At 74.3% G+C, this 21885-nt stretch carries 20 protein-coding genes; 11 read left to right on the forward strand and 9 right to left on the reverse strand.

Annotated elements, in window-relative coordinates:
- Window positions 1-61: 61 nt before the first annotated feature.
- Window positions 62-3274 carry an acetyl-CoA carboxylase family protein gene (locus J4557_RS28290; protein WP_208269792.1) on the forward strand — a complete coding sequence of 1071 codons (3213 nt, stop codon included), beginning with the start codon at window positions 62-64 and terminating at the stop codon, window positions 3272-3274.
- Here the strand turns inward: J4557_RS28290 and J4557_RS28295 are convergent.
- Window positions 3207-4055 carry an ATP-binding cassette domain-containing protein gene (locus J4557_RS28295; RefSeq protein WP_208269793.1) on the reverse strand — a complete coding sequence of 283 codons (849 nt, stop codon included), beginning with the start codon at window positions 4053-4055 and terminating at the stop codon, window positions 3207-3209. The two genes, J4557_RS28290 and J4557_RS28295, sit on opposite strands and share 68 nt — an antisense overlap.
- 158 nt (window positions 4056-4213) lie before the next feature.
- Between J4557_RS28295 and J4557_RS28300 the strand changes: the two genes are divergently transcribed.
- Window positions 4214-5572: an NAD(P)/FAD-dependent oxidoreductase gene (locus J4557_RS28300; RefSeq protein ID WP_208269794.1), complete on the forward strand. Its 1359-nt coding sequence runs from the start codon at window positions 4214-4216 to the stop codon at window positions 5570-5572.
- A 6-nt stretch (window positions 5573-5578) separates the two neighbouring features.
- On the opposite strand, the gene J4557_RS28305 is transcribed toward J4557_RS28300, so the two are convergent.
- Together J4557_RS28305 and J4557_RS28310 are read right to left on the reverse strand one after the other, a co-directional pair.
- Window positions 5579-6388 (reverse strand): SDR family NAD(P)-dependent oxidoreductase, encoded by an 810-nt coding sequence (locus J4557_RS28305; RefSeq protein ID WP_208269795.1) that lies wholly within the window; start codon window positions 6386-6388, stop codon window positions 5579-5581.
- 105 nt (window positions 6389-6493) lie between these two features.
- Window positions 6494-7186 (reverse strand): alpha/beta fold hydrolase, encoded by a 693-nt coding sequence (locus tag J4557_RS28310; protein ID WP_208269796.1) that lies wholly within the window; start codon window positions 7184-7186, stop codon window positions 6494-6496.
- A 228-nt stretch (window positions 7187-7414) separates the two neighbouring features.
- On the opposite strand from J4557_RS28310, the gene J4557_RS28315 reads away from it, so the two are divergent.
- Window positions 7415-9418: a HelD family protein gene (locus J4557_RS28315; protein WP_208269797.1), complete on the forward strand. Its 2004-nt coding sequence runs from the start codon at window positions 7415-7417 to the stop codon at window positions 9416-9418.
- 61 nt (window positions 9419-9479) lie between these two features.
- Window positions 9480-10373, forward strand: a complete 894-nt coding sequence (locus J4557_RS28320; RefSeq protein ID WP_208269798.1) for a DNA-3-methyladenine glycosylase family protein — start codon at window positions 9480-9482, stop codon at window positions 10371-10373.
- Here the strand turns inward: J4557_RS28320 and J4557_RS28325 are convergent.
- Entirely contained in the window at window positions 10352-10948 is a 597-nt protein-coding gene (locus J4557_RS28325; protein ID WP_208269799.1) for a TetR/AcrR family transcriptional regulator, read from the reverse strand. The two genes, J4557_RS28320 and J4557_RS28325, sit on opposite strands and share 22 nt — an antisense overlap.
- A gap of 83 nt (window positions 10949-11031) precedes the next feature.
- On the opposite strand from J4557_RS28325, the gene J4557_RS28330 reads away from it, so the two are divergent.
- The 4 genes from J4557_RS28330 to J4557_RS28345 all read left to right on the forward strand — a co-directional run bounded on the left by J4557_RS28330 (window position 11032) and on the right by J4557_RS28345 (window position 14235).
- Window positions 11032-11430, forward strand: a complete 399-nt coding sequence (locus J4557_RS28330; protein WP_208269800.1) for a nuclear transport factor 2 family protein — start codon at window positions 11032-11034, stop codon at window positions 11428-11430.
- Entirely contained in the window at window positions 11427-11837 is a 411-nt protein-coding gene (locus tag J4557_RS28335; protein WP_208269801.1) for a nuclear transport factor 2 family protein, read from the forward strand. The genes J4557_RS28330 and J4557_RS28335 overlap by 4 nt, the downstream gene beginning before the upstream one ends.
- Before the next feature lie 134 nt (window positions 11838-11971).
- Window positions 11972-13165, forward strand: a complete 1194-nt coding sequence (locus J4557_RS28340) for an acyl-CoA dehydrogenase family protein (RefSeq protein ID WP_307800251.1) — start codon at window positions 11972-11974, stop codon at window positions 13163-13165.
- Window positions 13162-14235, forward strand: coding sequence for an acyl-CoA dehydrogenase family protein (locus tag J4557_RS28345; protein ID WP_208269803.1), 1074 nt, complete (start codon window positions 13162-13164; stop codon window positions 14233-14235). Before J4557_RS28340 ends, J4557_RS28345 begins: the two co-directional genes overlap by 4 nt.
- A 73-nt stretch (window positions 14236-14308) precedes the next feature.
- On the opposite strand, the gene J4557_RS28350 is transcribed toward J4557_RS28345, so the two are convergent.
- The 5 genes from J4557_RS28350 to J4557_RS28370 all read right to left on the reverse strand — a co-directional run bounded on the left by J4557_RS28350 (window position 14309) and on the right by J4557_RS28370 (window position 18741).
- Window positions 14309-15166 (reverse strand): 1-aminocyclopropane-1-carboxylate deaminase/D-cysteine desulfhydrase, encoded by an 858-nt coding sequence (locus J4557_RS28350; RefSeq protein ID WP_208269804.1) that lies wholly within the window; start codon window positions 15164-15166, stop codon window positions 14309-14311.
- 58 nt (window positions 15167-15224) lie between these two features.
- A complete protein-coding gene (locus J4557_RS28355; protein ID WP_208269805.1) occupies window positions 15225-15869 on the reverse strand; it encodes an adenylate kinase family protein in 645 nt (214 codons plus the stop codon).
- Between the two features lie 44 nt (window positions 15870-15913).
- Entirely contained in the window at window positions 15914-16468 is a 555-nt protein-coding gene (locus J4557_RS28360; protein ID WP_208269806.1) for a universal stress protein, read from the reverse strand.
- A 75-nt stretch (window positions 16469-16543) separates the two neighbouring features.
- On the reverse strand, window positions 16544-18037 hold the full coding sequence (locus J4557_RS28365; protein WP_208269807.1) for a B12-binding domain-containing radical SAM protein: 1494 nt from the start codon (window positions 18035-18037) through the stop codon (window positions 16544-16546).
- A 74-nt stretch (window positions 18038-18111) separates the two neighbouring features.
- Complete coding sequence (locus tag J4557_RS28370; protein ID WP_208269808.1) at window positions 18112-18741, reverse strand: hypothetical protein; 630 nt, start codon at window positions 18739-18741, stop codon at window positions 18112-18114.
- 594 nt (window positions 18742-19335) lie between these two features.
- Between J4557_RS28370 and J4557_RS28375 the strand changes: the two genes are divergently transcribed.
- The 3 genes from J4557_RS28375 to J4557_RS28385 all read left to right on the forward strand — a co-directional run bounded on the left by J4557_RS28375 (window position 19336) and on the right by J4557_RS28385 (window position 21836).
- Window positions 19336-20184, forward strand: coding sequence for a helix-turn-helix domain-containing protein (locus J4557_RS28375; protein ID WP_208269809.1), 849 nt, complete (start codon window positions 19336-19338; stop codon window positions 20182-20184).
- Between the two features lie 256 nt (window positions 20185-20440).
- A complete protein-coding gene (locus J4557_RS28380) occupies window positions 20441-20689 on the forward strand; it encodes a DUF397 domain-containing protein (protein WP_307800252.1) in 249 nt (82 codons plus the stop codon).
- Between the two features lie 160 nt (window positions 20690-20849).
- A complete protein-coding gene (locus tag J4557_RS28385; RefSeq protein ID WP_208269810.1) occupies window positions 20850-21836 on the forward strand; it encodes a sigma-70 family RNA polymerase sigma factor in 987 nt (328 codons plus the stop codon).
- The last annotated feature ends 49 nt before the right edge of the window (window positions 21837-21885 follow it).

The raw sequence follows: 21885 nt of genomic DNA on the forward strand, positions 1-21885 counted from the left end.
CGCCTACAGTGAGGCTCCACCAGACCCGTGACGGGCGGGCGCCGGGGTGAGGAGGGGCCGGGTGGGCGGGATCCTTGTGGCCAACCGGGGCGAGATCGCGCTGCGGATCGTCCGGGCGGCGGCGGAGTTGGGGCTGCGGACGGCCGCCGTGCACACCCGCGACGACGCCGGGTCCCCGCACACCCGCCGCGCCGACGAGGTCCGGGCGCTGCCCGGCGAAGGCGTCGCCGGCTACCTCGACGCGGACGCGCTGATCGCCGCAGCGAAGGACGCCGGCGTCACCGCCGTCCACCCCGGCTACGGGTTCCTGAGCGAGAACGCCGCGTTCGCCGCGCGGTGCGCCGCCGCCGGCCTCACGTTCGTCGGCCCGCGCCCGGAGCTGCTGGAGCTGTTCGGCGACAAGACCCGGTCCCGCGCGCTGGCCCGCGAGGCGGGCGTGCCGGTGACGCCCGGCACGCCGGGGCCGGTGACCCCCGCCGAGGCCGAGGCGTTCGCGCGCGAGCACGGCCCCGTGATGCTCAAGGCCCTCGCGGGCGGCGGCGGGCGCGGCATGCGCGTCGTCGCCGGGCCCGGCGACATGGCGGAGGCGTACGAGCGGTGCCGTTCCGAGGCGCTCGCCTCCTTCGGGAACGGCGACCTGTACGCGGAGAAGCACGTGCCCCGGGCCCGGCACATCGAGGTGCAGATCGCGGGCGACGGCTCCGGAACCGTCACCCATCTGTGGGAACGCGACTGCAGCGTCCAGCGGCGCAACCAGAAGCTGGTGGAGATCGCCCCGGCGCCCGCGCTGCCGCCGCGCCTGCGGGACGCGCTGCTCGGCGCCGCCGTCCGCATGGCCGCGCACGTCCGCTACGAGAGCCTCGGCACGTTCGAGTTCCTCGTGTCCGGCGAGGAGTTCTGGTTCCTGGAGGCCAACCCGAGGCTGCAGGTCGAGCACACCGTCACCGAGGAGGTCACCGGCGTCGACCTGGTGAAGGCGCAGATCCGGCTGGCGCTGGGCGAGGACCTCGCCGGCGTCGGCCTCGCCGCGCCGCCGCCCGCGCACGGCTGCGCCGTCCAGGTGCGCGTCAACACCGAGACGATCGACCCGGACGGCACGCCGCGCCCGCACGCGGGGACGCTCGCCGCGTTCACGCCGCCGACCGGCCCCGGCGTCCGCGTCGACACCTACGGGCACCCCGGCTACCGCACGAGCCTCCGCTACGACCCGCTGCTGGCGAAGGTCGTCGCCCGCGCGGAGGACCTGCCGTCGGCCGCCGCCCGCGCCCACGGCGCGCTCGGCGAGTTCGAGATCGCCGGCGTCGCGACGAGCATCCCGTTGCTGCAGGGCGTCCTGCGGCATCCCGAGTTCACGGCGGGCGGAGTCCCGACCTCGTTCCTCGCCGACCACCTGCCGGAACTGCTGCGCAGCGAGCACCACCGGTTCTACGTTCCCGCGCCCGAGGAGGCCGCCGCCCCCGTCGCGGCGGTGCCCGACGCGCCGCCCGGCACGGTCGCGGTGGCCGCGCCCATGCAGGGCACGGTGGTGAGCATGGAGGCCGCCGAAGGGGACCTCGTCCGCGCGGGGGCGCCGGTGCTGATCCTCGAGGCGATGAAGATGGAGCACGTCGTCCGGGCGGAGGAGGCGGGCGTCGTCCGCGCCCTCGCCGCGGCACCCGGCACCACCGTCGCCGCGGGCGCGCCGCTGCTGTTCCTCGAACCCGCCGAGGCCGGCGGCCGCCACACCGACGACGAGGCCGAGGCCGACCTCGACGCGATCCGCGCCGACCTCGCCGAGACGATCCGGCGGCACGAGATCGGGCTGGACGCGGCCCGTCCCGACGCGGTCGCCAAGCGGCACGCGCGCGGCCACCGCACCGCCCGCGCGAACATCGAGGACCTCTGCGACCCCGGCACGTTCGTGGAGTACGGCGCGCTCGCCATCGCGGCGCAACGGCAGCGCCGGTCCCTGGACGACCTGATCGAGCGCACCCCGGCCGACGGCATGGTCTGCGGCCTCGGCGACGTGAACGGCGCCCAGGCCGTGGTCATGTCCTACGACTACATGGTGCTGGCCGGGACGCAGGGCCACCACAACCACCGCAAGACCGACCGGATGCTCGACCTCGCGCGGCGGCGCCGCCTGCCGGTCGTGCTGTTCGCCGAGGGCGGCGGCGGGCGCCCCGGCGACACCGACACCTCGATGGTGTCCGGCCTGGACGTGACGACCTTCCACGCCATGGGCCGGCTCAGCGGCGCCGTCCCGTCCGTCGGCATCGCGTCCGGGCGCTGCTTCGCCGGGAACGCGGCCCTCCTCGGCTGCTGCGACGTCATCATCGCCACGCGCGACGCCAACATCGGCATGGGCGGGCCCGCGATGATCGAAGGCGGCGGCCTCGGGGTGTTCGCCCCCGAGGAGATCGGCCCGGTCGCCGACCAGGAGCCCAACGGCGTCGTCGACATCGTCGTCGAGGACGAGGCGGAGGCCGTCGGCGCGGCCCGCCGCTACCTGTCCTACTTCCAGGGCCCCGCGGACGAGTGGACGTGCGACGACCAGCGGCTCCTGCGGCACGTGATCCCGGAGAACCGGCTGCGCGCCTACGACGTCCGGAGGGTGATCGGGCACCTGGCCGACACCGGGTCGGTGCTGGAGCTGCGGCGGGCGTTCGGCGTCGGGATCATCACCGCGCTGGTGCGGATCGAAGGCCGCCCCATGGGGCTCATCGCCAACGACCCGGCGCATCTCGGCGGCGCCATCGACCGGGACGCCGCCGACAAGGCCGCCCGCTTCCTGCAGCTGTGCGACGCGCACGGCCTGCCCGTGGTGTCGCTGTGCGACACCCCCGGGTTCATGGTCGGACCGGACGCCGAGCGCACCGCGACCGTCCGGCACTTCGGCCGGATGTTCGTCATCGGCGCGAACCTGAGCGTCCCGCTCGTCACCGTCGTCCTGCGCAAGGGGTACGGGCTCGGCGCCCAGGCGATGGCGGGCGGCGGGTTCAAGGCGCCGCTCGCGACCGTCGCGTGGCCGACCGGCGAGATCGGCGGCATGGGCCTGGAGGGCGCCGTCCGGCTCGGGTACCGCAAGGAGCTCGCGGCGGCCGAGGACCCGAAGGCGCTGTTCGAGACGATGGTCGCCGCCGCCTACGAGCACGGCAGGGCGCTCAACGCCGCCACCGTGTTCGAACTCGACGACGTGATCGACCCGGCCGGCACCCGCCGGATCGTCACCACGGCGTTCGCGTCCGCACCGCCCACCGCGGACCGGCCGCGGCGCTGGGTGGACACCTGGTGACCGGGGCCGGTCCCGCCAGGTAGGCGGCCCGGACGCACGGATCGGCACGGACCTCGGCGGGCGGGCCGGCCGCGATCACCCGGCCGCCGTCCAGCACGTGCAGGACGTCGCACACGCCGAGCACCGGCTCCAGGTCGCGCTCGGCGACCAGCACCGCGACGCCCTCGGCGGCGAGGTCGCGCAGCAGCACCTCCAGCGCCCTGGCACGGCGCTCCGGCAGGTCCGCCCACGGCTCGTCCAGCAGCAGCACGGCGGGCTCGGCGGCCAGCGCGCGCGCCAGCCCGGTCAGGCGCGCCACGCCCGGCGGCACGTCCCGCTCCGGCAGGTCGGCGAACTCGGTGATGCCCACGCGGGCGAGCAGCTCGTCGGCCCGGTCGCCCGCCTCGCCGCGCGCGCGGCGGCGGCGCGCCCACCGGTCCCGAGCCGTCCGGCCGCCGTGGTCGCGCAGGGCCGCATGCCTGCGCGCCGCGGCGCGGACGCTCTCGCGGACGGTCCGCGACCGCCACCGGCCCGGCTCACGGGACGTCCTGGCGATCCCGCGCCGCGCGCGCTCTCGCGCGGCGATGCCCGTCAGGTCGGCGTCGCCCAGATGGACGGTGCCCTCGGCGGGCCGGCGCAGGCCGGCGATGACGTCGCACAGCGTCGTGCGGCCCGCGCCGTCCGGCCCGACGAGCCCGGCGACCGTGCCGGGCGGGACCGTCAGCGCGGCGCCCCGGACGGCGGTGACGCCGCCGACCCGCACCGTGACGTCCGCGACCCGCAGTCCCTGAGCGGTCGACATCGGCGCCTCCCCGGCCGGTCCGGTGCCCGGCGGTCCGCAGCGCGGGCCTTGTGTGATGTGGATCACTGACGGATCATCACCCTACTGAGGCGTGCGCGCGCGGGCAACGGGTGCGCGCGGCCAACCGATGCGCGTGCCGGCGACGGGCGGAGGACGTCATGGCGGACTGGAGGACGCGGAGCCTGTGGCTGTCGCGCAAGCCCTACGAGCCCGCGCCGCCGCTCGACGGCGACCTGGACGTGGACGTCGTCATCGTGGGCGGCGGCTTCACCGGCCTGTGGACCGCGATCCACCTCAAGCACGCCGACCCGTCCGTGGACGTCGCCGTGCTGGAGCAGCGCGTGGCGGGGTACGGCGCGTCGGGTCGGAACGGCGGCTTCGCCATGACGATGGTGGGCCGCAACCTCCACGACCTGGTCCGCAAGGCGGGCCCGGCGCGTGCGCGCGCCACCCGGCTGGCGATGCGGAGCACCCTGCGCGAGATCGCCGCGTTCGTCCGCGACGAGGGCATCGACGCCGACCTCACCCGACCCGGCCTGCTGACGGTCTCGAACGGGCCCGAGCAGGACGAGCGGATCCGCCAGGACCTGGAGGCGTCCCAGCGGCTCGGCCTGGACGACCTCCGCTACCTCAGCGGCCCCGAATGCCGCGCGCTGGTGGCCGGCGACCGGATCCGGTGCGGGCACTTCGAGGAGGACGCGCTGCTCGTGGACCCCGCCGCGCTCACCCGCGGCCTGCGCGACGCCGCCGTCCGCCTCGGCGTGCGGGTCTTCGAGTCGACGCCCGTGCACAGCCTCGCCCTGCCCCGCACGCACGTCCTGGCCCGCACGCCCGGCGGCGACGTCAGGGCGGACCGGGCGCTGCTGGCCACCAACGCCTACGCGCACGCGGTGCCCGCGCTGCGGCGCTGGCTGTTCACCATCGTCGCCTCGATCGTCGTGACCGAGCCGCTGACCGGCGAGCAGTGGAAGCGGGTCGGCTGGGAGGGCGGCGCGGGCGTCGAGGACAAGCGGATCATGCCGCACTTCCACCGGCCGACCCCCGACGGCCGGATCCTGTGGGGCGGCCGCGACGCGCCGTTCGCGCCCGGCGGCCCCGACCCGCGCCAGGACCGGTCGCCGCTGGTGTTCCGGCGGCTGGAGGAGACGTTCCGGTGGACGTTCCCGCAGCTGGGCGACGTGCGGATCGACCGCGGCTGGTGCGGTCCCGTCGCCGGCACCGTCAACTGCTTCGCGCACGCCGGGCGGCTCGGCCGCGGGCGGCGCGTCGTCTACGCGCTCGGGTACGCCGGCCACGGCGTCGGCCCGAGCCACCTGACCGCGAAGATCGCCCGCGACCTGCTGCTCGACCGCGACGGCGGGCTGCTCGACCTGCCGATGGCCGCCAAGCGGCCCGTGCCGCTGCCGCCGGGCCCGCTGCGCGCGCTCGTCCTCAACGGCTCGCAGCGCGTCCTGCAGCGCGCCGACGACGGCGACCGCGGCCCGCTGACCGGGCTCGCCCTGCGCTTCCTGGAGTGAGCCCCGTCAGGCCGGCCCGGCGCCGAGCGCCTGGAGCCGCTCGCGGGTCCACTCCTTGACGCCCGCGATGAACCCCTCGACGTCCGCGGCCTTGCCCGACGCCATCTCGGCGAACCAGTCCGGCACGTACCGCTCGAACCGCCCGTTCTCGATGACCTCCAGCACCGCCGCGGCGACCTCCCGCGGCGGCAGCGCGTCGGACAGGTCGCTGAGCGGCGGCTCGTTGCCCGGCAGGGAGAACAGGTCGGTGTCGACCAGCGCCGGCTGGACGATGTGCGCCTGCACGCCCGTCCCGTCCAGGTCGACGGCCATGCTCTCCCAGAACGCGGTCAGCGCCGCCTTCGACGCGCCGTACGCGGCCTCGTGCGGCGGGCCGAGCCGCGCCGCGACCGACCCGATCGCGACCAGGTGCCCGTGCCCCCGCTCGATCATCCCGGGCAGCAGCGCGAGCGTCAGCCGCACCGGCGACAGGTAGTTCAGCCGCATCACGTCGTCGTTGTCGGCGGGCGCCATGTCCTGCACGCGCCGCCGCTTCGGCATCGCCGCGTTGTTGACCAGGACGTCCACGCCGCCGAACTCGGCCTCCACGGCGGCCGCGAGCCCGGCGGCCGCGTCCGGGTCCGCGAGGTCGGCGACCCACATCGCCGAACCGGGGGAGTGCTCGCGGCAGCGGGCGAGCGTCTTCTCCAGCAGTTCCTCGCGCCGCGCGACCAGCCCGACCCGCGCGCCCGCCTCGGCCAGCGCCTCCGCGACGACCGCGCCGATGCCGGACGAGGCGCCCGTGACCAACGCCGACCTTCCCGTCAGACTCACCATGGCGCCAACGTCACACACGGCCGCGCCGCGCGGCAAGGCGCACCGCCGTCGCGCGGCGAAAGGGACACCGGCATCGCGCGGCGGAACTGCCCGCCGGCGGGGCGCTCAGATCCAGCCCTCCAGCGACGCCATGAAGCCGTCGAGGTCGTCGCGGTGCACGCAGTGGCCGGTGCCCTCGACCCGCGTCACCGCGAACCCCTTCGCGCGCAGGTCGGCGGCGAGATCGTCCGGCACCAGCCGCCGGTCGCCCGCGGCCTGCACCAGCGACGGCACGACGGGGCGGTCCGGGACCAGGTCGACCGGCTCGTGCAGCCACGCGGCCGCGCCGACGTCCCACCGCGCGTACCCGTCCAGCTCGGCGGCGATGTCCTCGTCCGCCCATCTAGGGCACATTGTCCGGATCTGCTCCGCCGTGGCCTGCTTGGTGAACGCGGCGAGCCCCTCAGGGTCCGCGCCTACGTCGCCGCCGATCCTCCACGCCGGGTCGCTGTAGACGGCCTTGGCGGGACGCAGGTCCGCGGCGGCCAGGGAGAGCGACAGCGCGCCGAGGGAGTGTCCGATGGCGACGTCCGCTCCGGTGGGGAGGGACTCCACCAGGTCGGCCGCGAACAGTTCGGGGGAGTACTCCGCGGCGTGCGGGCTCTCCCCGTGGCCGCGCAGGTCCGGCATGAGGACCCGGTAGCCGCGCGCGGCGAGCAGCGGCGCGACGCGGCACCAGGTGCCGGCCGACGCCATGACGCCGTGGATCAGCAGGGCGGTCCTGTCGCCGCCGCCGGTCTCGTGGACCTTCAGCTTCACGGGGGCTCCCTTCCGGAGAGGACGGCGGACGCTCCTGACCGGCGGGAGCGAGGGCACCGCAGCGACGATGCGGGGCGCGGGGCGACCGGATCGTTCATGCCTACGAATCCTGCATATTCTCCCCTACGGGCCCGCGTCGAAAAGGGGCCGCGCGCGTCGTCCTGACGTCGGTAAGGTGGTGGGTTTCGCCGCCACGCGTCCACCCCTCACCTCAGGAGGTCCTCCGGCATGCCCGCCGAACCGTCGATCCTCGCCGCCGAGCGCGCCCACCTGGCCGAGTCCCGCGCCGCGCTACGCCGGATGCGCGAGCACGCGGAAGGCCTGTCCGCCGACGTCGCCGCGGACTGGGTGTCCAAGCAGTTCCTGGAGTCGCTGCTCGACCAGCGGGTCGCGGCGCTCGCCGACCACCCCGACACCCCGCTGTTCTTCGGGCGCATGGACCGCGACGGCGACGACGGCCCCGACCTGCCCGCCGTCATGTACGTCGGGCGGCGGCACGTCCACGACGGCGACGAGGGCCGCCCGCTGGTGCTGGACTGGCGCGCCCCGGTGTCGCGGGCGTTCTACCAGGCGGGCCCGGCCGAGCCGATGGGCTGGCGGCTGCGGCGCCGCTTCGGCTTCCAGGGCGGCGAGCTGACCGCCTTCGAGGACGAGCCCCTCGACGGCGGCGCGGAGCCCGGCCCCTCCCGGATCCTGACCGAGGAGATCGAGCGGCCCCGCACCGGCCCGATGCGCGACATCGTCGCGACCATCCAGCCGGAGCAGGACGTGATCGTCCGCGCCGACCTCCCCCGCACCGTCTGCGTGCAGGGCGCCCCCGGCACCGGGAAGACCGCGGTGGGCCTGCACCGCGCCGCCTACCTGCTGTTCACCCACCGCGAGCGGCTGTCGCGGTCCGGGGTGCTGATCGTCGGCCCGAACCGCGCGTTCCTCGCCTACATCGCGGCGGTGCTGCCCGCGCTCGGCGAGGTCAGGGTCGAGCAGGCGACCATCGACGACCTGCTCGGCGAGCCGCTGGGGGAGGAGCCCGCGGCGGTGTCGGCCGCCAAGGGCGAGGCGCGGATGGCCGGCGTCCTGCGCAGGGCGCTGTGGCTGCACGTCCGCAAGCCGGAGGAGGGCCTCGTCGTCACCCGCGGCGTCGCCCGCTACCGGCTCGCCGACCACGAGGTCCGGGAGATCGCGGCCGCGCTGCGCGGCACCACCCGCTACGGCAGCGGCCGCGCCGCGTTCGCGCAGCGGCTCGCGCACCAGATCCTCGTCCGGATGGAGCAGCGCGGCGAGGCCCCCGACGACCGCGTCCAGGACCAGGTGGCGCGCAGCAGGCCGGTCAAGCAGCTGCTCGACCAGGTGTGGCCCAAGGTCTCGCCCGAGCAGGTCCTCTACCGGCTGCTGTCGGACGCCGGCTTCCTGAGCGCCGCGGCCAAGGGCGTCCTCGACGCCGAGGAGCAGGCCGCGCTGCTGTGGGAGAGGCCCGCCCGGTCGCACCGCTCGGTGAAGTGGACCGCCGCCGACCGCGCGCTCCTGGACGAGCTGGCCGACCTCATCGAGCGCACCGCCTCGCTCGGGCACCTGGTCGTGGACGAGGCGCAGGACCTGTCGGCGATGCAGCTGCGCGCCCTCGGCCGCCGCTGCGGCACCGGGTCGGCGACCGTCCTCGGCGACCTCGCCCAGGGGACGACGGCGTGGTCGGCGCGGTCGTGGAAGGAGGTCCTGACCCATCTCGGGCAGGACGGCGAGGTCACCGAGCTGACCCTCGGCTTCCGCGTGCCCGGCACCGTTCTCGACTACGCCGCCCGGCTGCTCCCGCACGTCGCGCCCGAGCTGGAGAGGCCGCGGTCCCTGCGCGCCGGCGCCGGCGCGCTGGACGTGCGGCGCGTGCCCGACGTGGTGGCCGCGGCGGTGGACGCCGCGCGGGAGGCCCTCGCCCGGGCGGGCTCGATCGGGCTGATCGTGCCGGACGCGCTCGCGGACGCGCACGCGGCGGCGCTGGCGGAGGCCGGGCTGGACGCCTCGCTGCTCGGGCCGGAGTCCGACGGCGCCGCGCGGCTGCTCGTCGTCCCGGCGACGCTGGCCAAGGGCCTGGAGTACGACCACGTGATCGTCGCCGAGCCCGCCGCGATCGCCGCCGCCGAGGCGCGCGGCCTGGCCCGGCTGTACGTCGTGCTGACCCGCGCGGTGACCTCGCTGACGGTCCTGCACCGCGACGACCTGCCCGCCGAGCTGGCCTCCTGACGCCGCCGTCACACGCCCCGCATCCCGCTCCCGCCCACCGCCCTCGCCGAGGAGACCGGCCATGACCGTCCCGCCCCTGTTCACCGAGACCGTGGAGCTGCCCGCGGCGCCGCCGTTCGACCTGGGCGCCGCGCTCCGCTTCCTGTGCGGTTTCGCGCCCACCGCCGGCGAGCAGGCGATCGACGGCGGAACCCTCACCAAGGCGCTGCGCGCCGCCGGCCGGACGGTCGCCGCGAGGGTCGTCCAGGCGGGCGACGGCGTGCGCGCGACCCTGCACGCCGCCGAGCCGCTCACCGAGGACGTCGTCCGCGCCGCCGCCGACCGCATCGCGTTCCACCTCAGCCTCGGCGACGACCTCACCGGCTTCTACGCGATCGGCCGGGAGGATCCCGCCTTCGCGCCCGTCCTCGACCGGCTGTACGGCTACCACCAGGTGAAGTTCCCGACGCCGCTGGAGAACCTCGTGTGGGCGATCCTGTCGCAGCGCGCGCCGCAGTCCGTCGCCGCGCGGGGCAAGCACGCCCTGCGCGACGAGTTCGGCGACCGGATCACCGTGGACGGCGCCGAGTACGTCGCGTTCCCCGACGTCGACCAGCTCGTCACGCTGTCCGAGGGCCGGATCGCCGAGCTCGTCGGCAACCAGCGCAAGGGCCGCTACCTGCACGGCGCGCTGCACGCCTGGCACGGGACGGACGAGGACTTCCTCCGCACCGGCCCGTACGGCGAGGTCAAGGAGTTCCTGCTGTCGCTGCCCGGTGTCGGCGCCTGGTCGGCGAACTTCGTCCTCATCCGGGGCCTCGGCAGGATGGAGGAGACGCCGCTGGAGAAGGCGCTGCGCGGCGCCGCGTCGCGCGCCTACGGGCGGCCGCTGTCGGACGCCGATCTGCAGCGGATCGCCGAGGGCTACGGGCCGTGGCAGGGGTACTGGGCGCACTACCTCCGCGCGGCCACCTGATCCGTCTCTCCGCCCCGCGGGCGCAGGCCGTCGAAGGCGATCCGGAGGACGTCGTCGCTGCCGCCGGCCCGCCCGGCGGCGAAGGAGATCCCCGCGAGCAGCGCGGTGACCTCGTTCGGCCCGATGTCCGCGCGGACGGCCCCGGCCCGCTGGGCCCGCTCCAGCAGGGCGCCGATCGCGTCCTTCACGTCCGGTCCGGTGCGTCCGGTGGCGGCGCGGGCGTCGACGCCGGCCTCGGCCAGCGCCTCGGTGAGGGCCTGCTTGGTCGTCGCCTGGGAGACCACCCGGGCGAAGAAGCCGAAGAACGCCTCGCCGGGGTCGGCGGCCGACGCCAGCTCCCGCGCCTCGCCGGCCAGCCGGTCCAGCAGCGCGACGAGCACGGCCTCCAGCAGCGACTCCTTGGTGGGGAAGTGCCGGAAGACCGTGCCGATCCCGACTCCGGCGCGGCGCGCGACCTCCTCGGTCGAGGCGGACGTGCCCTGCGCGGCGAACACGTCCTCGGCCGCGGCCAGGACCTTGGCGCGGTTGCGCAGGGCGTCGGCGCGCAGCGGCTTCCCGGACGAGGTCGTCGTCATCACGGCCTTCCCGTTGACAAGTGGAGTGCAGGCTCCGTATTTTCGGATGCGGAGCAGAAACTCCGATTGTACGGGAGAGAGTCATGTCCGAGTTCGCCACCCCCCGCGCCGTCTTCCAGCGGGTGATCGACGGGGTGACCGCGCGGCGGCCCGAGGGGCTGCCGCAGCTGTACGCCGAGGACGCGGTGGTCGTGCACCCGTTCGCCCACCCGGAGTCCCGGCTGGAGGGCCGCGAGGCCCTGCGCGCGCACTTCGCGCGGCTGGAGACCCTCCCGGTGGAGCTCGAGGCCCGCAACGTGGTCGTCCACCAGACCGCCGACCCCGAGGTGATCGTGGCCGAGTTCGAGTACGCGGGCCGCAACACCGAGACGGGCCGCGAGTTCGTCGTGCCGAACGTCTTCGTCATGCGGGTCCGGGGCGGGCGCATCGTCGAGTCCCGCGACTACGCCCACCATCAGGCGTTCGAGGAGGCGATGGCGTGACCGCCCCCACTCCGCGCGAGGTGTTCGCGCGGCTGAGCGCCGGGATCTCCGCCGGCCGCTGGCACGAGCTGGCGGACCTCTACGCCGAGGACGCGGTGGTGGACCAGCCGTTCGCCCTCCCGCCGGCGCCGCCGCACCTGGAGGGCCGCGCGATCATCGGTGAGCACTTCCGCAGGGCCGCCGAAGGACCGCTCCACCTGCGCGCCCGGGACGTCGTGGTGCACGAGACGGACGATCCGGAGGTGATCGTGGCCGAGTTCGACTACGACGGCCGCATCGCGACCAACGGGCACGAGTTCCGCGTCTCCAACGTCCAGGTGCTGCGCGTCCGGGACGGCCTGATCGTGGAGACGCGCGACTACCACGACCACCGGGGCTTCGCCCGCGCGTTCGGCGCCGCCGGGTAGGGAGAACGGGTCGCGTGGGCGGTTGACCGGCCCCCGTGCCGGTTCTTAGGGTGGACGGGCCATACCGACCGGTTGGTATGTTCGTTCGCGGTGGCCCGTTCGCCACCCCTGCACCCCGCGCGGAGGTTCGCCCTGTGAGCACTGCACCGCCCGACGCCGACGAGCTGAGCAGGCGCGTCGGCGAGTTCCTCGCCGCCCACGACCCGTCGGCCACCGAACCGCTGGAGTTCCTGCGGGCCCGGTTCGACGCCGGCCTGGCCTGGGTCCACTACCCCGAGGGGCTCGGCGGGCTCGGCGCCCCCCGCGCCCTGCAGCCCGCCGTCGACCGGCGGTTCGCGAAGGCGGGGGCGCCGACCAACCACCCCGAGCGCAACGGCATCGGGCTCGGCATGGCCGCGCCGACGATCCTCGCGTTCGGCACCGAGGAGCAGAAGCGCCGCCTCCTGCGCCCGCTGTGGACCGGCGAGGAGCGGTGGTGCCAGCTGTTCAGCGAGCCCGGCGCCGGCTCCGACCTCGCCGCGCTCGCCACCCGCGCCGTCCGCGACGGCGACCGCTGGATCGTCAACGGCCAGAAGGTCTGGACGTCGATGGCGCACGAGGCCCGCTGGGCGATCCTCGTCACCCGCACCGACCCGGACGTGCCCAAGCACCGCGGCATGACCTACTTCGTCTGCGACATGACCGCCCCCGGCGTCGAGGTCCGGCCGCTGCGGCAGATCACCGGCGAGGCCGAGTTCAACGAGGTCTTCCTCACCGACGTCGCGATCCCCGACGAGCACCGGCTCGGCGAGGTCGGCCAGGGCTGGCAGGTCTCCACCACCACGCTGATGAACGAGCGCGTCGCGATCGGTGGCGCCGCCACGCCGCGCGAGAGCGGGATGATCGGCGTCGTCGCGTCCCTGTGGCGCGACCGCCCCGAGCTGCGCACCCCCGGCCTGCACGACGCCGTCCTGCGCGCCTGGGTGGAGACCGAGGCCGCCCGGCTCACCGGCGAGCGGCTGCGCCAGCAGCTCACCGCCGGGCAGCCCGGCCCCGAGGGGTCCGGCGCCAAGCTCGCCTTCGCCAAGCTCAACCAGGAGGTCTCCGGCCTGGAGCTGGAACTGCTCGGCGACGAGGGACTGCGCTACGACGACTGGACGATGCGCCGCCCCACCGAGGTCGACTTCACCCGCCGCTCGCCCGGCTACCGCTACCTGCGCGCCAAGGGCAACTCCATCGAGGGCGGCACCTCGGAGATCCTGCGCAACATCATCGCCGAGCGCGTCCTCGGCCTGCCCGGTGAGATCCGCGTCGACAAGGACGTGGCGTGGAAGGACCTGCCCAAGTGAGTGACCTGCTCTACTCCGAGATCGAGAACGACCTGCGCGCCGGCGTCCGCGAGCTGCTCGACGACAAGGCGCCCTGGGCCGCCGTCCTCGCCGGCACCGAGAAGGACGAGCCCTACGACGCGGCTTTGTGGCGGGCCGTCGCCGGGCAGCTCGGCTGCGCCGGGCTCCCCGTCCCCGAGGACCTCGGCGGCGCCGGCGCCACCTGGCGCGAGACCGCCGTCGTCATGGAGGAGCTCGGCCGCGCCGTCGCGCCCGTCCCGTTCCTGACCAGCTCCGTCATCGCGACGGCGGCGCTGCTGGCGGCGGGGGAGCGGGAGCTGCTCGGGTCCCTGGCGTCCGGGGAGAGGATCGCGGTGCTCGCCGTCCCGTTCGCGACGCCGCCGGGCGACGCCGCCCCGACCGTCCGGGCGGCGGACGGGACGCTGACCGGCGAGGTCGCCGGGGTCGCCGACGGCCTCGCCGCCGACGTGCTGCTCGTGCCGGCCGGCGACGGCCTGTACGCGGTGGACGCCGCCGACGCCGCCCGCACCGCCGTCACCTCGCTCGACATGACCCGGCGCCTGGCCGACATCGCCCTCTCCGGGGCGCCCGCGCGGCGCGTCGCGGAGGGCGGCGGCGCGGTCCGCGCCGCGCTGCTGACCGGCGCGGCGATGCTGGCGTCCGAGCAGCTCGGGCTCGCCCAGCGGTGCCTGGACGACACCGTCGCCTACGTCAAGAACCGGTACCAGTTCGGCCGTCCGGTCGGCTCCTTCCAGGGCCTCAAGCACCGGCTCGCCGACCTGTGGACGTCCATCACGCAGGCCCGCGCCGTCGCCCGGTACGCCGCGTCCTGCGCGGCCTCCGGCGATGCGGACCTGCCGGTGGCCGTCGCAGTCGCCCAGGCGCACTGCTCGGCGGTCGCGCTGAAGGCAGCCGAGGAGTGCGTGCAGATGCACGGCGGCATCGGCTTCACCTGGGAGAACTCCTCGCACCTGTTCCTCAAGCGGGCCAAGGCCGACTCGATCGCGCTCGGCGCCGCCGACCGCCACCGCGCGGCCCTGGCGTCGCTGGTCGACCTCCCTCCGGCCTGAGGCGGGCGCCCGCGGGCGCCCGCGCGCGCCCCGCACGTGCGGCACCGCCCCGGCGAGCGCGACGCCGGGGCGGTCAGCCGGTGACGACCGCCAGGATCCGCGTGCCCTCCGGGAACGCGCCGCGCTCGGCGAGCGCGACGATCCCGAACATCATCTTCGCCGTGTAGACCCTGTCGAGGACGAGCCCGTGCCGGGCCGCGAAGTCGCCGATGAAACCGTCCAGTTCCGGGGACGTCCGGGCGTAGCCGCCGAAGTGGAAACCGTGCTCGACGCGCCACGACCCGCGCCGATCCCCGTACGCCTCGCGCTGGAGCCGCTCCACCTCGGCCTCCATGAAACCGCCCTTGAGCACGGAGAAGCCGAGGGCGCGCGCGTCCGGCGGCAGCCCGGCCGCGAGGCCCGCCAGCGTCCCGCCCGTCCCGCACGGGCAGCAGACGACGTCGAAGCCGGCCGACTCGGCCCCCAGCTCCGCGCAGCCCCGGACCGCCAGGGCGTTGCTGCCGCCCTCCGGCAGCAGGTAGAAGTCGCCCCACCGCTCCCGCAGCGCGGCGACCACGTCCGGTTCGTGCTTGCGCCGGTACGCCGTCCGGTCCAGGTAGGTGAGCCGCATGCCCCGGCTCGCGGCGTACGCGAGCGAGGTGTTGAGCGGCAGGTGCTCCTCGCCCCGCACCACCCCGATGGTCGCGAACCCGAAGACGTCCCCGGCCGCCGCCGTCGCCCGCAGGTGGTTGGAGTACGCCCCGCCGAACGTCAGCAGCGTCCCGTGCTCGCGGGCGGGGCCGATGTTGTGCCGGAGCTTGCGCCACTTGTTGCCCGGAAGCTCGGGATGGACGAGGTCGTCGCGCTTCAGGAACAGCCGGAGGCCGCGCCGCGCGAACCGGGCGTCGTCCAGCTCCACGACCGGGGACGGCGCGGCTTCGGGCGGGATCATCGCGGGACGGGCCGGACCACCGCGCGGCGGACCGGGGCTCAATGCGGCGGACCGGGGCTCATCGGGGCGCCGGCAGGCCGAGCTTGTGCCGCAGCGTCCGCTGCACCGCGTCGATGCCGGGCCGCGCGTCCACGGTCACCACGTACTCCTTGCGGGCGAACAGCTCCAGGATCGGGGCGGTCTTCCGCCGGTAGAGCCGCAGCCGCTCCGTCACGGCCTCCTCGGTGTCGTCCTCCCGCGTGACGAGCTCCCCGCCGCACACGTCGCACCGGCCTTCCTGGGTGGGCCGGTCCGCGATCAGGTTGTAGTCCATCCCGCACTCGGAGCACAGCCTGCGCGCCAGGACCCGGCGCCGGACCTCGTCGTCCGGCAGGTCCAGGTGGATCACCCCGTCGATGTCGTAGCTCTCCAGGAAGAACTCCGCCTGCCGCCTGCTGCGCGGGAACCCGTCGATGATGAACCCGTAGTTCCAGTCGTGCTGCTCGAGCCTGTCCCGGACGACGCCCTCGACGAGGTCGTCGCCGACCAGCTCGCCCGCCCCCATCGCCCGCCGCACCTGCGCGCCGAGCTTGGTGTGGTTCTGCACATGCCAGCGGAAGATGTCACCGACGCCGATGTGGACCAGGTCGAGATCGCGCGCCAGCAGCAGCGACTGCGTCCCCTTCCCGCTGCCCTGGGCGCCGATGATCACGTACTTGCGCATGCCCGCAGCCTATGCGGCGCGGGCCCGGGAGGCCGAGCTCCGGGTCAGCGCGCGATCCGCAGCGCCCGGCCGAGCCACCGGAACCGCGAGCGGTCGGGCACGTGCTCTGGCTCGTCGCGGAGCATCAGGCAGTCCGGCAGCGTCCCGATCGCCGGCGGCCGCACGCACACGAGCGTCGCCCGCGCCCGGCGCGCGCAGTGCAGCCGCACCGACGGCCGCAGCAGCCGCGAGAACGGCCCCCGCGTGCCGTGCCCGACGACGAGGATGTCGTCCTCGCCCGCCAGCCGGACCAGCGTGGCCCCCGGCTCCCCGACCAGCGCCAGCGCGGTCATCTCCACGCCGTCCGGCGGGCCGCCGCTCACCTCGTCCAGCAGCCGGGCGACGAGCTCGGCGCCCGACCCGCGCAGCGCGTCGGTGATCCCGCAGCCGAGCTGGCCCGCCGCCGAGACGTGCGGCGGCAGCGGAGCGGAGTGGGCGACGAGCAGCGGCAGCCGGCGCAGCCGCGCCTCGCCGATCGCCCAGGAGAGCGCGCATCGTGCCCCCGAGGAGTCATCGACCCCTACGACGACGCGCGGGCCGCCCTCCGGTCTCGCGATCACGGTCCCTCCTGAAGCAACGGACTGATGTGCACTCTAGGGTGCAGGCATACCCGTTCCGACGGAAGTGTTTCCGCTTCAGGAAAGCCGAGTTTCCGCAATCGTCACCGGCGTGTCGCCCGCGGGCCGCTCGCCGCGCCCCGCCGCAGGCCGGTCGGCGGGCATCTCGGCGGGCATCTCGGCGGGCCGGCCGGCGCGGGCGCCCGCGGGCCGGGTCCCGAAGCCGGACAGGACCGACTCCAGCAGCGGCAGCGCCGCACCCGCCCGCTTCGCGCGGATCACCACGTCCCACGCCGGCTCGAACTTCTTCCACCCGCCCGCGTAGGCGGCGTGCCGGGCCTTGCCGCGCAGCGTGGGCTTCGACGCGGCGCCCCGCGCGATGTTCCGCCACCGGTAGAAGTCCCGGTAGGCGCGCCAGTATCCGTCCTCCAGCTGCGTCGCGGTCATCCGGGCGGGCTTGAACACGACCGTACGCGTGTCGTAGCGGTCCCAGTCGCGGTGCAGGATCCGTCCCGCCTTTTCCATCCGGGCGTACAGCCGCGTGCCGGGATAGGGCGTCATCACGTGGAACGTGGCGGTCTCGATGCCCTGGCCGACCGCCCACTCCACCGTCCGCTCGAACACGCTCGGGTCGTCCTGGTCCATGCCGAACACGAAACTTCCGTTCACCATGACGCCGTGGTCGTGCAGGCGTCTGATCACCTGGCCGTAGTCACGGTCGATGTTCTGCCACTTGCGCTGCTCGGCCAGATTGCCGGTGTTGACCGTTTCGAAGCCCACGAACAGGCTGCGGAGCCCCGACTCCACGGCCTTCTCCAGCAGCCCCGGCCGCAGCACCGACTGGACCGTCCCGGCGGCCTGCCACAGCCGCCCCATCCCGCGCATCCCGTCGAACAGCGCCCCCGCGAACCGCGCGTTGCCGAACAGGTGGTCGTCGAGGAAGTACAGATGCCGGCCCGGCAGCCGGTCGATCTCGGCGAGCGCCGCGTCCACGGTCTGGGTGTAGAACGACTTGCCGCCCTCGAAGAACGCCTCCTTGTAACAGAAGTCGCAGACGTGCGGGCATCCCCGGGACACGACGATCGAGTTCGGCACGAGATACCGGCGCCGGTCGATCAGGTCCCGCCGTACCGGCGGCAGGCCGGCCAGCGTCCGCTCCGCGGAGACGTAGCGCGGCGCCGGCCGCCCCGCGCGCAGGTCGGCGAGGAAGCGCGGCCAGGTGTCCTCGCCCGGCCCGCAGAAGACCGTGTCGGCGTGCGCCGCCGCCTCGTCCGGCAGCGACGTCACGTGCAGCCCGCCGAGGCACACGTACGCGCCCCGCGCGCGGTAGTGGTCCGCCAACTCGTAGGCCCGCCGCGCGGACGTGATGTACACCTGGATGACCACGAGGTCCGGCTCGTCGGACAGATCGACCTTCTGGACGTGCTCGTCGGTGATCGTCACGTCGTCGTCCGGGTCGAGATACCCGGCGAGCGTGGCGAGCCCGAGCGGCGGGAAGAGCGAGTACTTGATCGGCCGGAAGAACGGGGACGACGCCTCGGTCAGGGCGGGCAGGATCATCTTCACGCGCATGCCCCCACGCTCCCGCCCGAAAAGGTGCGACATGTGCGGCACTTGTGGAGATCGCGTGGAGGTCCGCGGCCGCCCTACACGGGGCCGGAGCCCGAGGTCCACAGCCACGCCGTCGCCTTGGTCTCCTTGCAGACCACGTGGACCGGCCGGTACCGCTCCCGCTCCACGTACGCGCCGCTGCCCGTCACGTCCTCGAACATCCGGTCGCCGACGATCACGCCGACGTCCGAACCGGACAGTTCGATCGCCTCCTTGAAGGCCGGCGCCTCCAGCAACCGGAACAGGTGGATCACGGCGTGCCCGGCCACCCCGCGCCCGTCCCATCGCACGAGGCCGGCCGTCACCGCCACCCGCAACCGCAGCCGCGCGGCGTCGCTCCGGCACCGGTTGGAGTGCCGCAGCATGGCCCCGAGGTGGTGCGCGAGCGGATCGAGGAGCAGATGGCCGGGCATGCCCGGCGGCAGGACGACGAGGGCCCCGTCGCCCCGGTCCTCGACATGGCAGGCCCGCCAGGGCAGGCGGGTCATCTCGAGGGCCCGCTCCAGCAACTCGTACGTCGCTCCGCGGAGCTCCTCCTGGATCGCCTCGTCCCGGCCCGGCGCGCCGAACCCGACCACGTCCACGGCGAGGAGGAACGTGTAGTGCCGCGGATCGGAGGGCACGGCCGGACCCGGCGCCCACGCTCCCGTGAAGTGCGCCTGCATGACGGAAGCGTCCCGTGACGCTGGCTTCCGGTCGTGCGCGCGTCGTATCCTCATTGAGGATCGAAGCCTTTCTGGAATGGCTGCTACGGTCACATGCGGGACTCCTGTTACAGCAGGGGTCCCGCTGCTGTCGTCACGGGCTTCTGGTGGTTTTCATCGGCCCGCGGGTGGCGTGTTCATCTCCGCCCACTATTATGCGCAGACCCGCCGAGAGGCCCCTGCCCACGGCTGATTGCCTGGCGCAGATCTGTGCGCCGCAGATCGCAAGAATCTTTTTCTCCGCCTGTCGTCGCGATAAGTGGCAACCGAGCGTCATGCGCGGTGCGGCATCGCATCGGGACGAGTGGCGGTGTGCAAGCAGGCGGAGTGCTCGATGACGCGCCATCTTCGGGTGAACAGTCGAAAGGAAGGCGCCTGGTGGGATTCCTGGGAAGGAGCGTGAGGTACCGAAGCGCTTTCCGCTCTTGTCTCGCTGCAATGTGCGACCTGGTGCGGTGGGTCTGGCAAACTGCCACATCGCTGTTTTAATGGGAGCATCCCGCGAGGCGGCGTTCGGTGATGTGCCGCTTCGCCAGGGCGAGCAGAGGGGTGAGCATGGGCGTGCCCTCCCGGCCTGGGCCGGTGGTCCAGCGCGCGATCCTGACGAGTGAGCTGCAGCGCCTCCGGCAGGAGAACGGCGTGACTCAGGAGCAGGTGGCTGCCGCGCTCGACTGGTCGACCTCGAAACTGATCCGCATCGAGGGCGGAGCCGTCGGCGTCTCCACGACGGATCTGCACGCGCTGCTGCGCCACTACGGAATTCAGGACGGTGACGCGCAGGTCGCGAAGCTGACCGAAATCGCCCGCGATGCCCGCCAGCGCGGCTGGTGGGCGCTCTACAAGAACGAGCTGGCGCCCGAATACCTCAGGTACATCGGGTACGAGAACGGCGCCTCGATCATCCGCAGCTTCCAGCCGTTGCTGGTGCCCGGACTTCTTCAGACCGAGGAGTACGCGAACGCGGTGACGATCGAGTTCGTTCCGACTCCGAACCAGCGCGACGTCGTGGTGGAGGTGCGGATGCGGCGGCAGGAGGAGATCTTCGCGCAGAACGAGCCGCCGCGGGTATCGATGGTGGTGGACGAGGCGGCGCTCCACCGCAGGGTGGGGGGACAGGTCGACCCCGGCGTCATGCCCCGGCAGCTGCAGCACCTTCTCGGCATGCTCGAGAAGCCTTATGTGTCGATCGAGGTCATCCCCTTCTCCAAGGGTGCCCATTTCGGCATGGGAGGGGGGTTCACCGTTCTCGAGTTCGCCGACGCCCGGGTGAACGACGTCCTCTACCTGGAGCAGACCGACGTCACCGTCATGGACCCGGACTCGAGGATCACCGCCTACCGGGCGGCGTACGAGAACCTGCGGCAGCTGGCCGTGCCCCCCCGGCGAGACGGGTCGCTTCATTGAAGAGATCATCGCTTCGATGACGTGACCGTCGGCCGTCCGCCGGCCCGGTGGCGGAGGCATGCCGGCCGTGTCGCGGACGATCCCGGTGCCGAGAGTCGCATTGCGGCGGCCTCGGAGGCCCCGGAACTGGTACAAATCTTCCTGCCAAGATCCGCGACCGCTACCGAGAGTGCTCGTCGGTCGCTTTGGGTAAGCAACGGGCGTTGGCGCCTGTCGATATGCGAAACGGCCTCGGTGAGGCCGGTGGGAGGCTCTGGTGTCACTGGTCCAGCGGTCTGGCTCCCCATCCCATGGAGCCGCGCCCGCCGACGCTCCTGAACGGGCCGCCGGGGCCCCGCGCTGGCGCAAGGCGTCGGCGAGCCGGGAGGCCGAGTGCGTCGAGGTCGCGAGCGGGCGGGCCGGGGTGCTCGTCCGGGACTCGAAGGACGCGGCGGGGCCTGTGATCGTGTTGACGCGCGCGGCGTTCGCGGGGCTGGTGGCGGACCTCCGCGAGGGCGCCGGCTGACGGTGCGGACGGTGCGGGCGGCCGCCGTTCCTCCCGGCGAAAGCGCAGGTCGGGCGTAGGATCGGTGGAATCCGTGTGTTCTGTCGGTGGGGTCGCCTACGGTCGGGGGTGTGAGGCGGCCGTGTGAGCGCCGCCACAGTGACGCAGCCGAGCGAAGGTGATGACCACCATGGCGAACAGCACCAAAGAGACGGACCGGGACTTTCAGGAGCTGGCCGACCCGTATCGGCGGGAGCTGCTGGCGCACTGCTACCGGATGCTGGGGTCGATCCACGACGCCGAGGACCTCGTCCAGGAGACGTACCTGCGCGCCTGGCGCTCCTACGAGGGCTTCGAGGGGCGGTCGTCCCTGCGGACGTGGCTCTACCGGATCGCGACGAACGTCTGCCTGACCGCGATCGACCAGCGCGGCCACCGCCCGATGCCGTCCGGGCTGGGCGCTCCCAGCGACGAGCCGGAGCGCCCCGTCGTCGCCTCGCCGGAGGTGCCGTGGCTGGAGCCGGCGCCCGACGCGGTGCTCGGCGCGGACGCGGCCGACCCCGCCACCATCGTCGCCGCCCGCGAGAGCACCCGGCTCGCCTTCGTCGCCGCTCTCCAGCACCTGCCCGCCAAGCAGCGGGTCGTGCTGATCCTGCGGGACGTCCTGAAGTGGAAGGCGGCCGAGGCCGCCGACCTGCTCGGCACCTCCACCGCGGCCGTCAACAGCGCGCTGCAGCGGGCGCGGGCGCAGCTGGAGGAGACCGCGCCGCTGCGCGACGAGCTGGTCGAGCCCACCGACCCGGACCAGCGCGACCTGCTCGAGCGGTACGCGAAGGCGTTCGACGACGCGGACGTGGACGCGCTGCTGGAGCTCTTCAGGAAGGACGCGGTCTGGGAGATGCCGCCCTTCCCCCAGTGGTTCGTCGGCGCGGACACGATCGTCCGGCTCATCAAGGCGCAGTGCGGGCCCGAGCCGGGGGAGCTGCGGATGGTGCCGGCGTCCGCCAACGGGCAGCCCGCCTTCGGCATGTACCGGCGCGACGCGGAGGGCGTGCACCGGCCGTTCCAGCTCCAGGTGCTCGCCGTCACCGGCGAGGGGGTGGCGCAGGTGTCGGCGTTCTTCGACACGTCGCTGTTCCCGGTGTTCGGCCTGCCCGAGACCCTCTGAACCACGTCCGGGGACACGTGGGGCGCCGGTCGGTGCCCGTGTGGGGGAG

The sequence above is a fragment of the Actinomadura nitritigenes genome (genome assembly GCF_017573545.1).
In the GTDB taxonomy this organism is placed as follows: domain Bacteria; phylum Actinomycetota; class Actinomycetes; order Streptosporangiales; family Streptosporangiaceae; genus Spirillospora; species Spirillospora nitritigenes.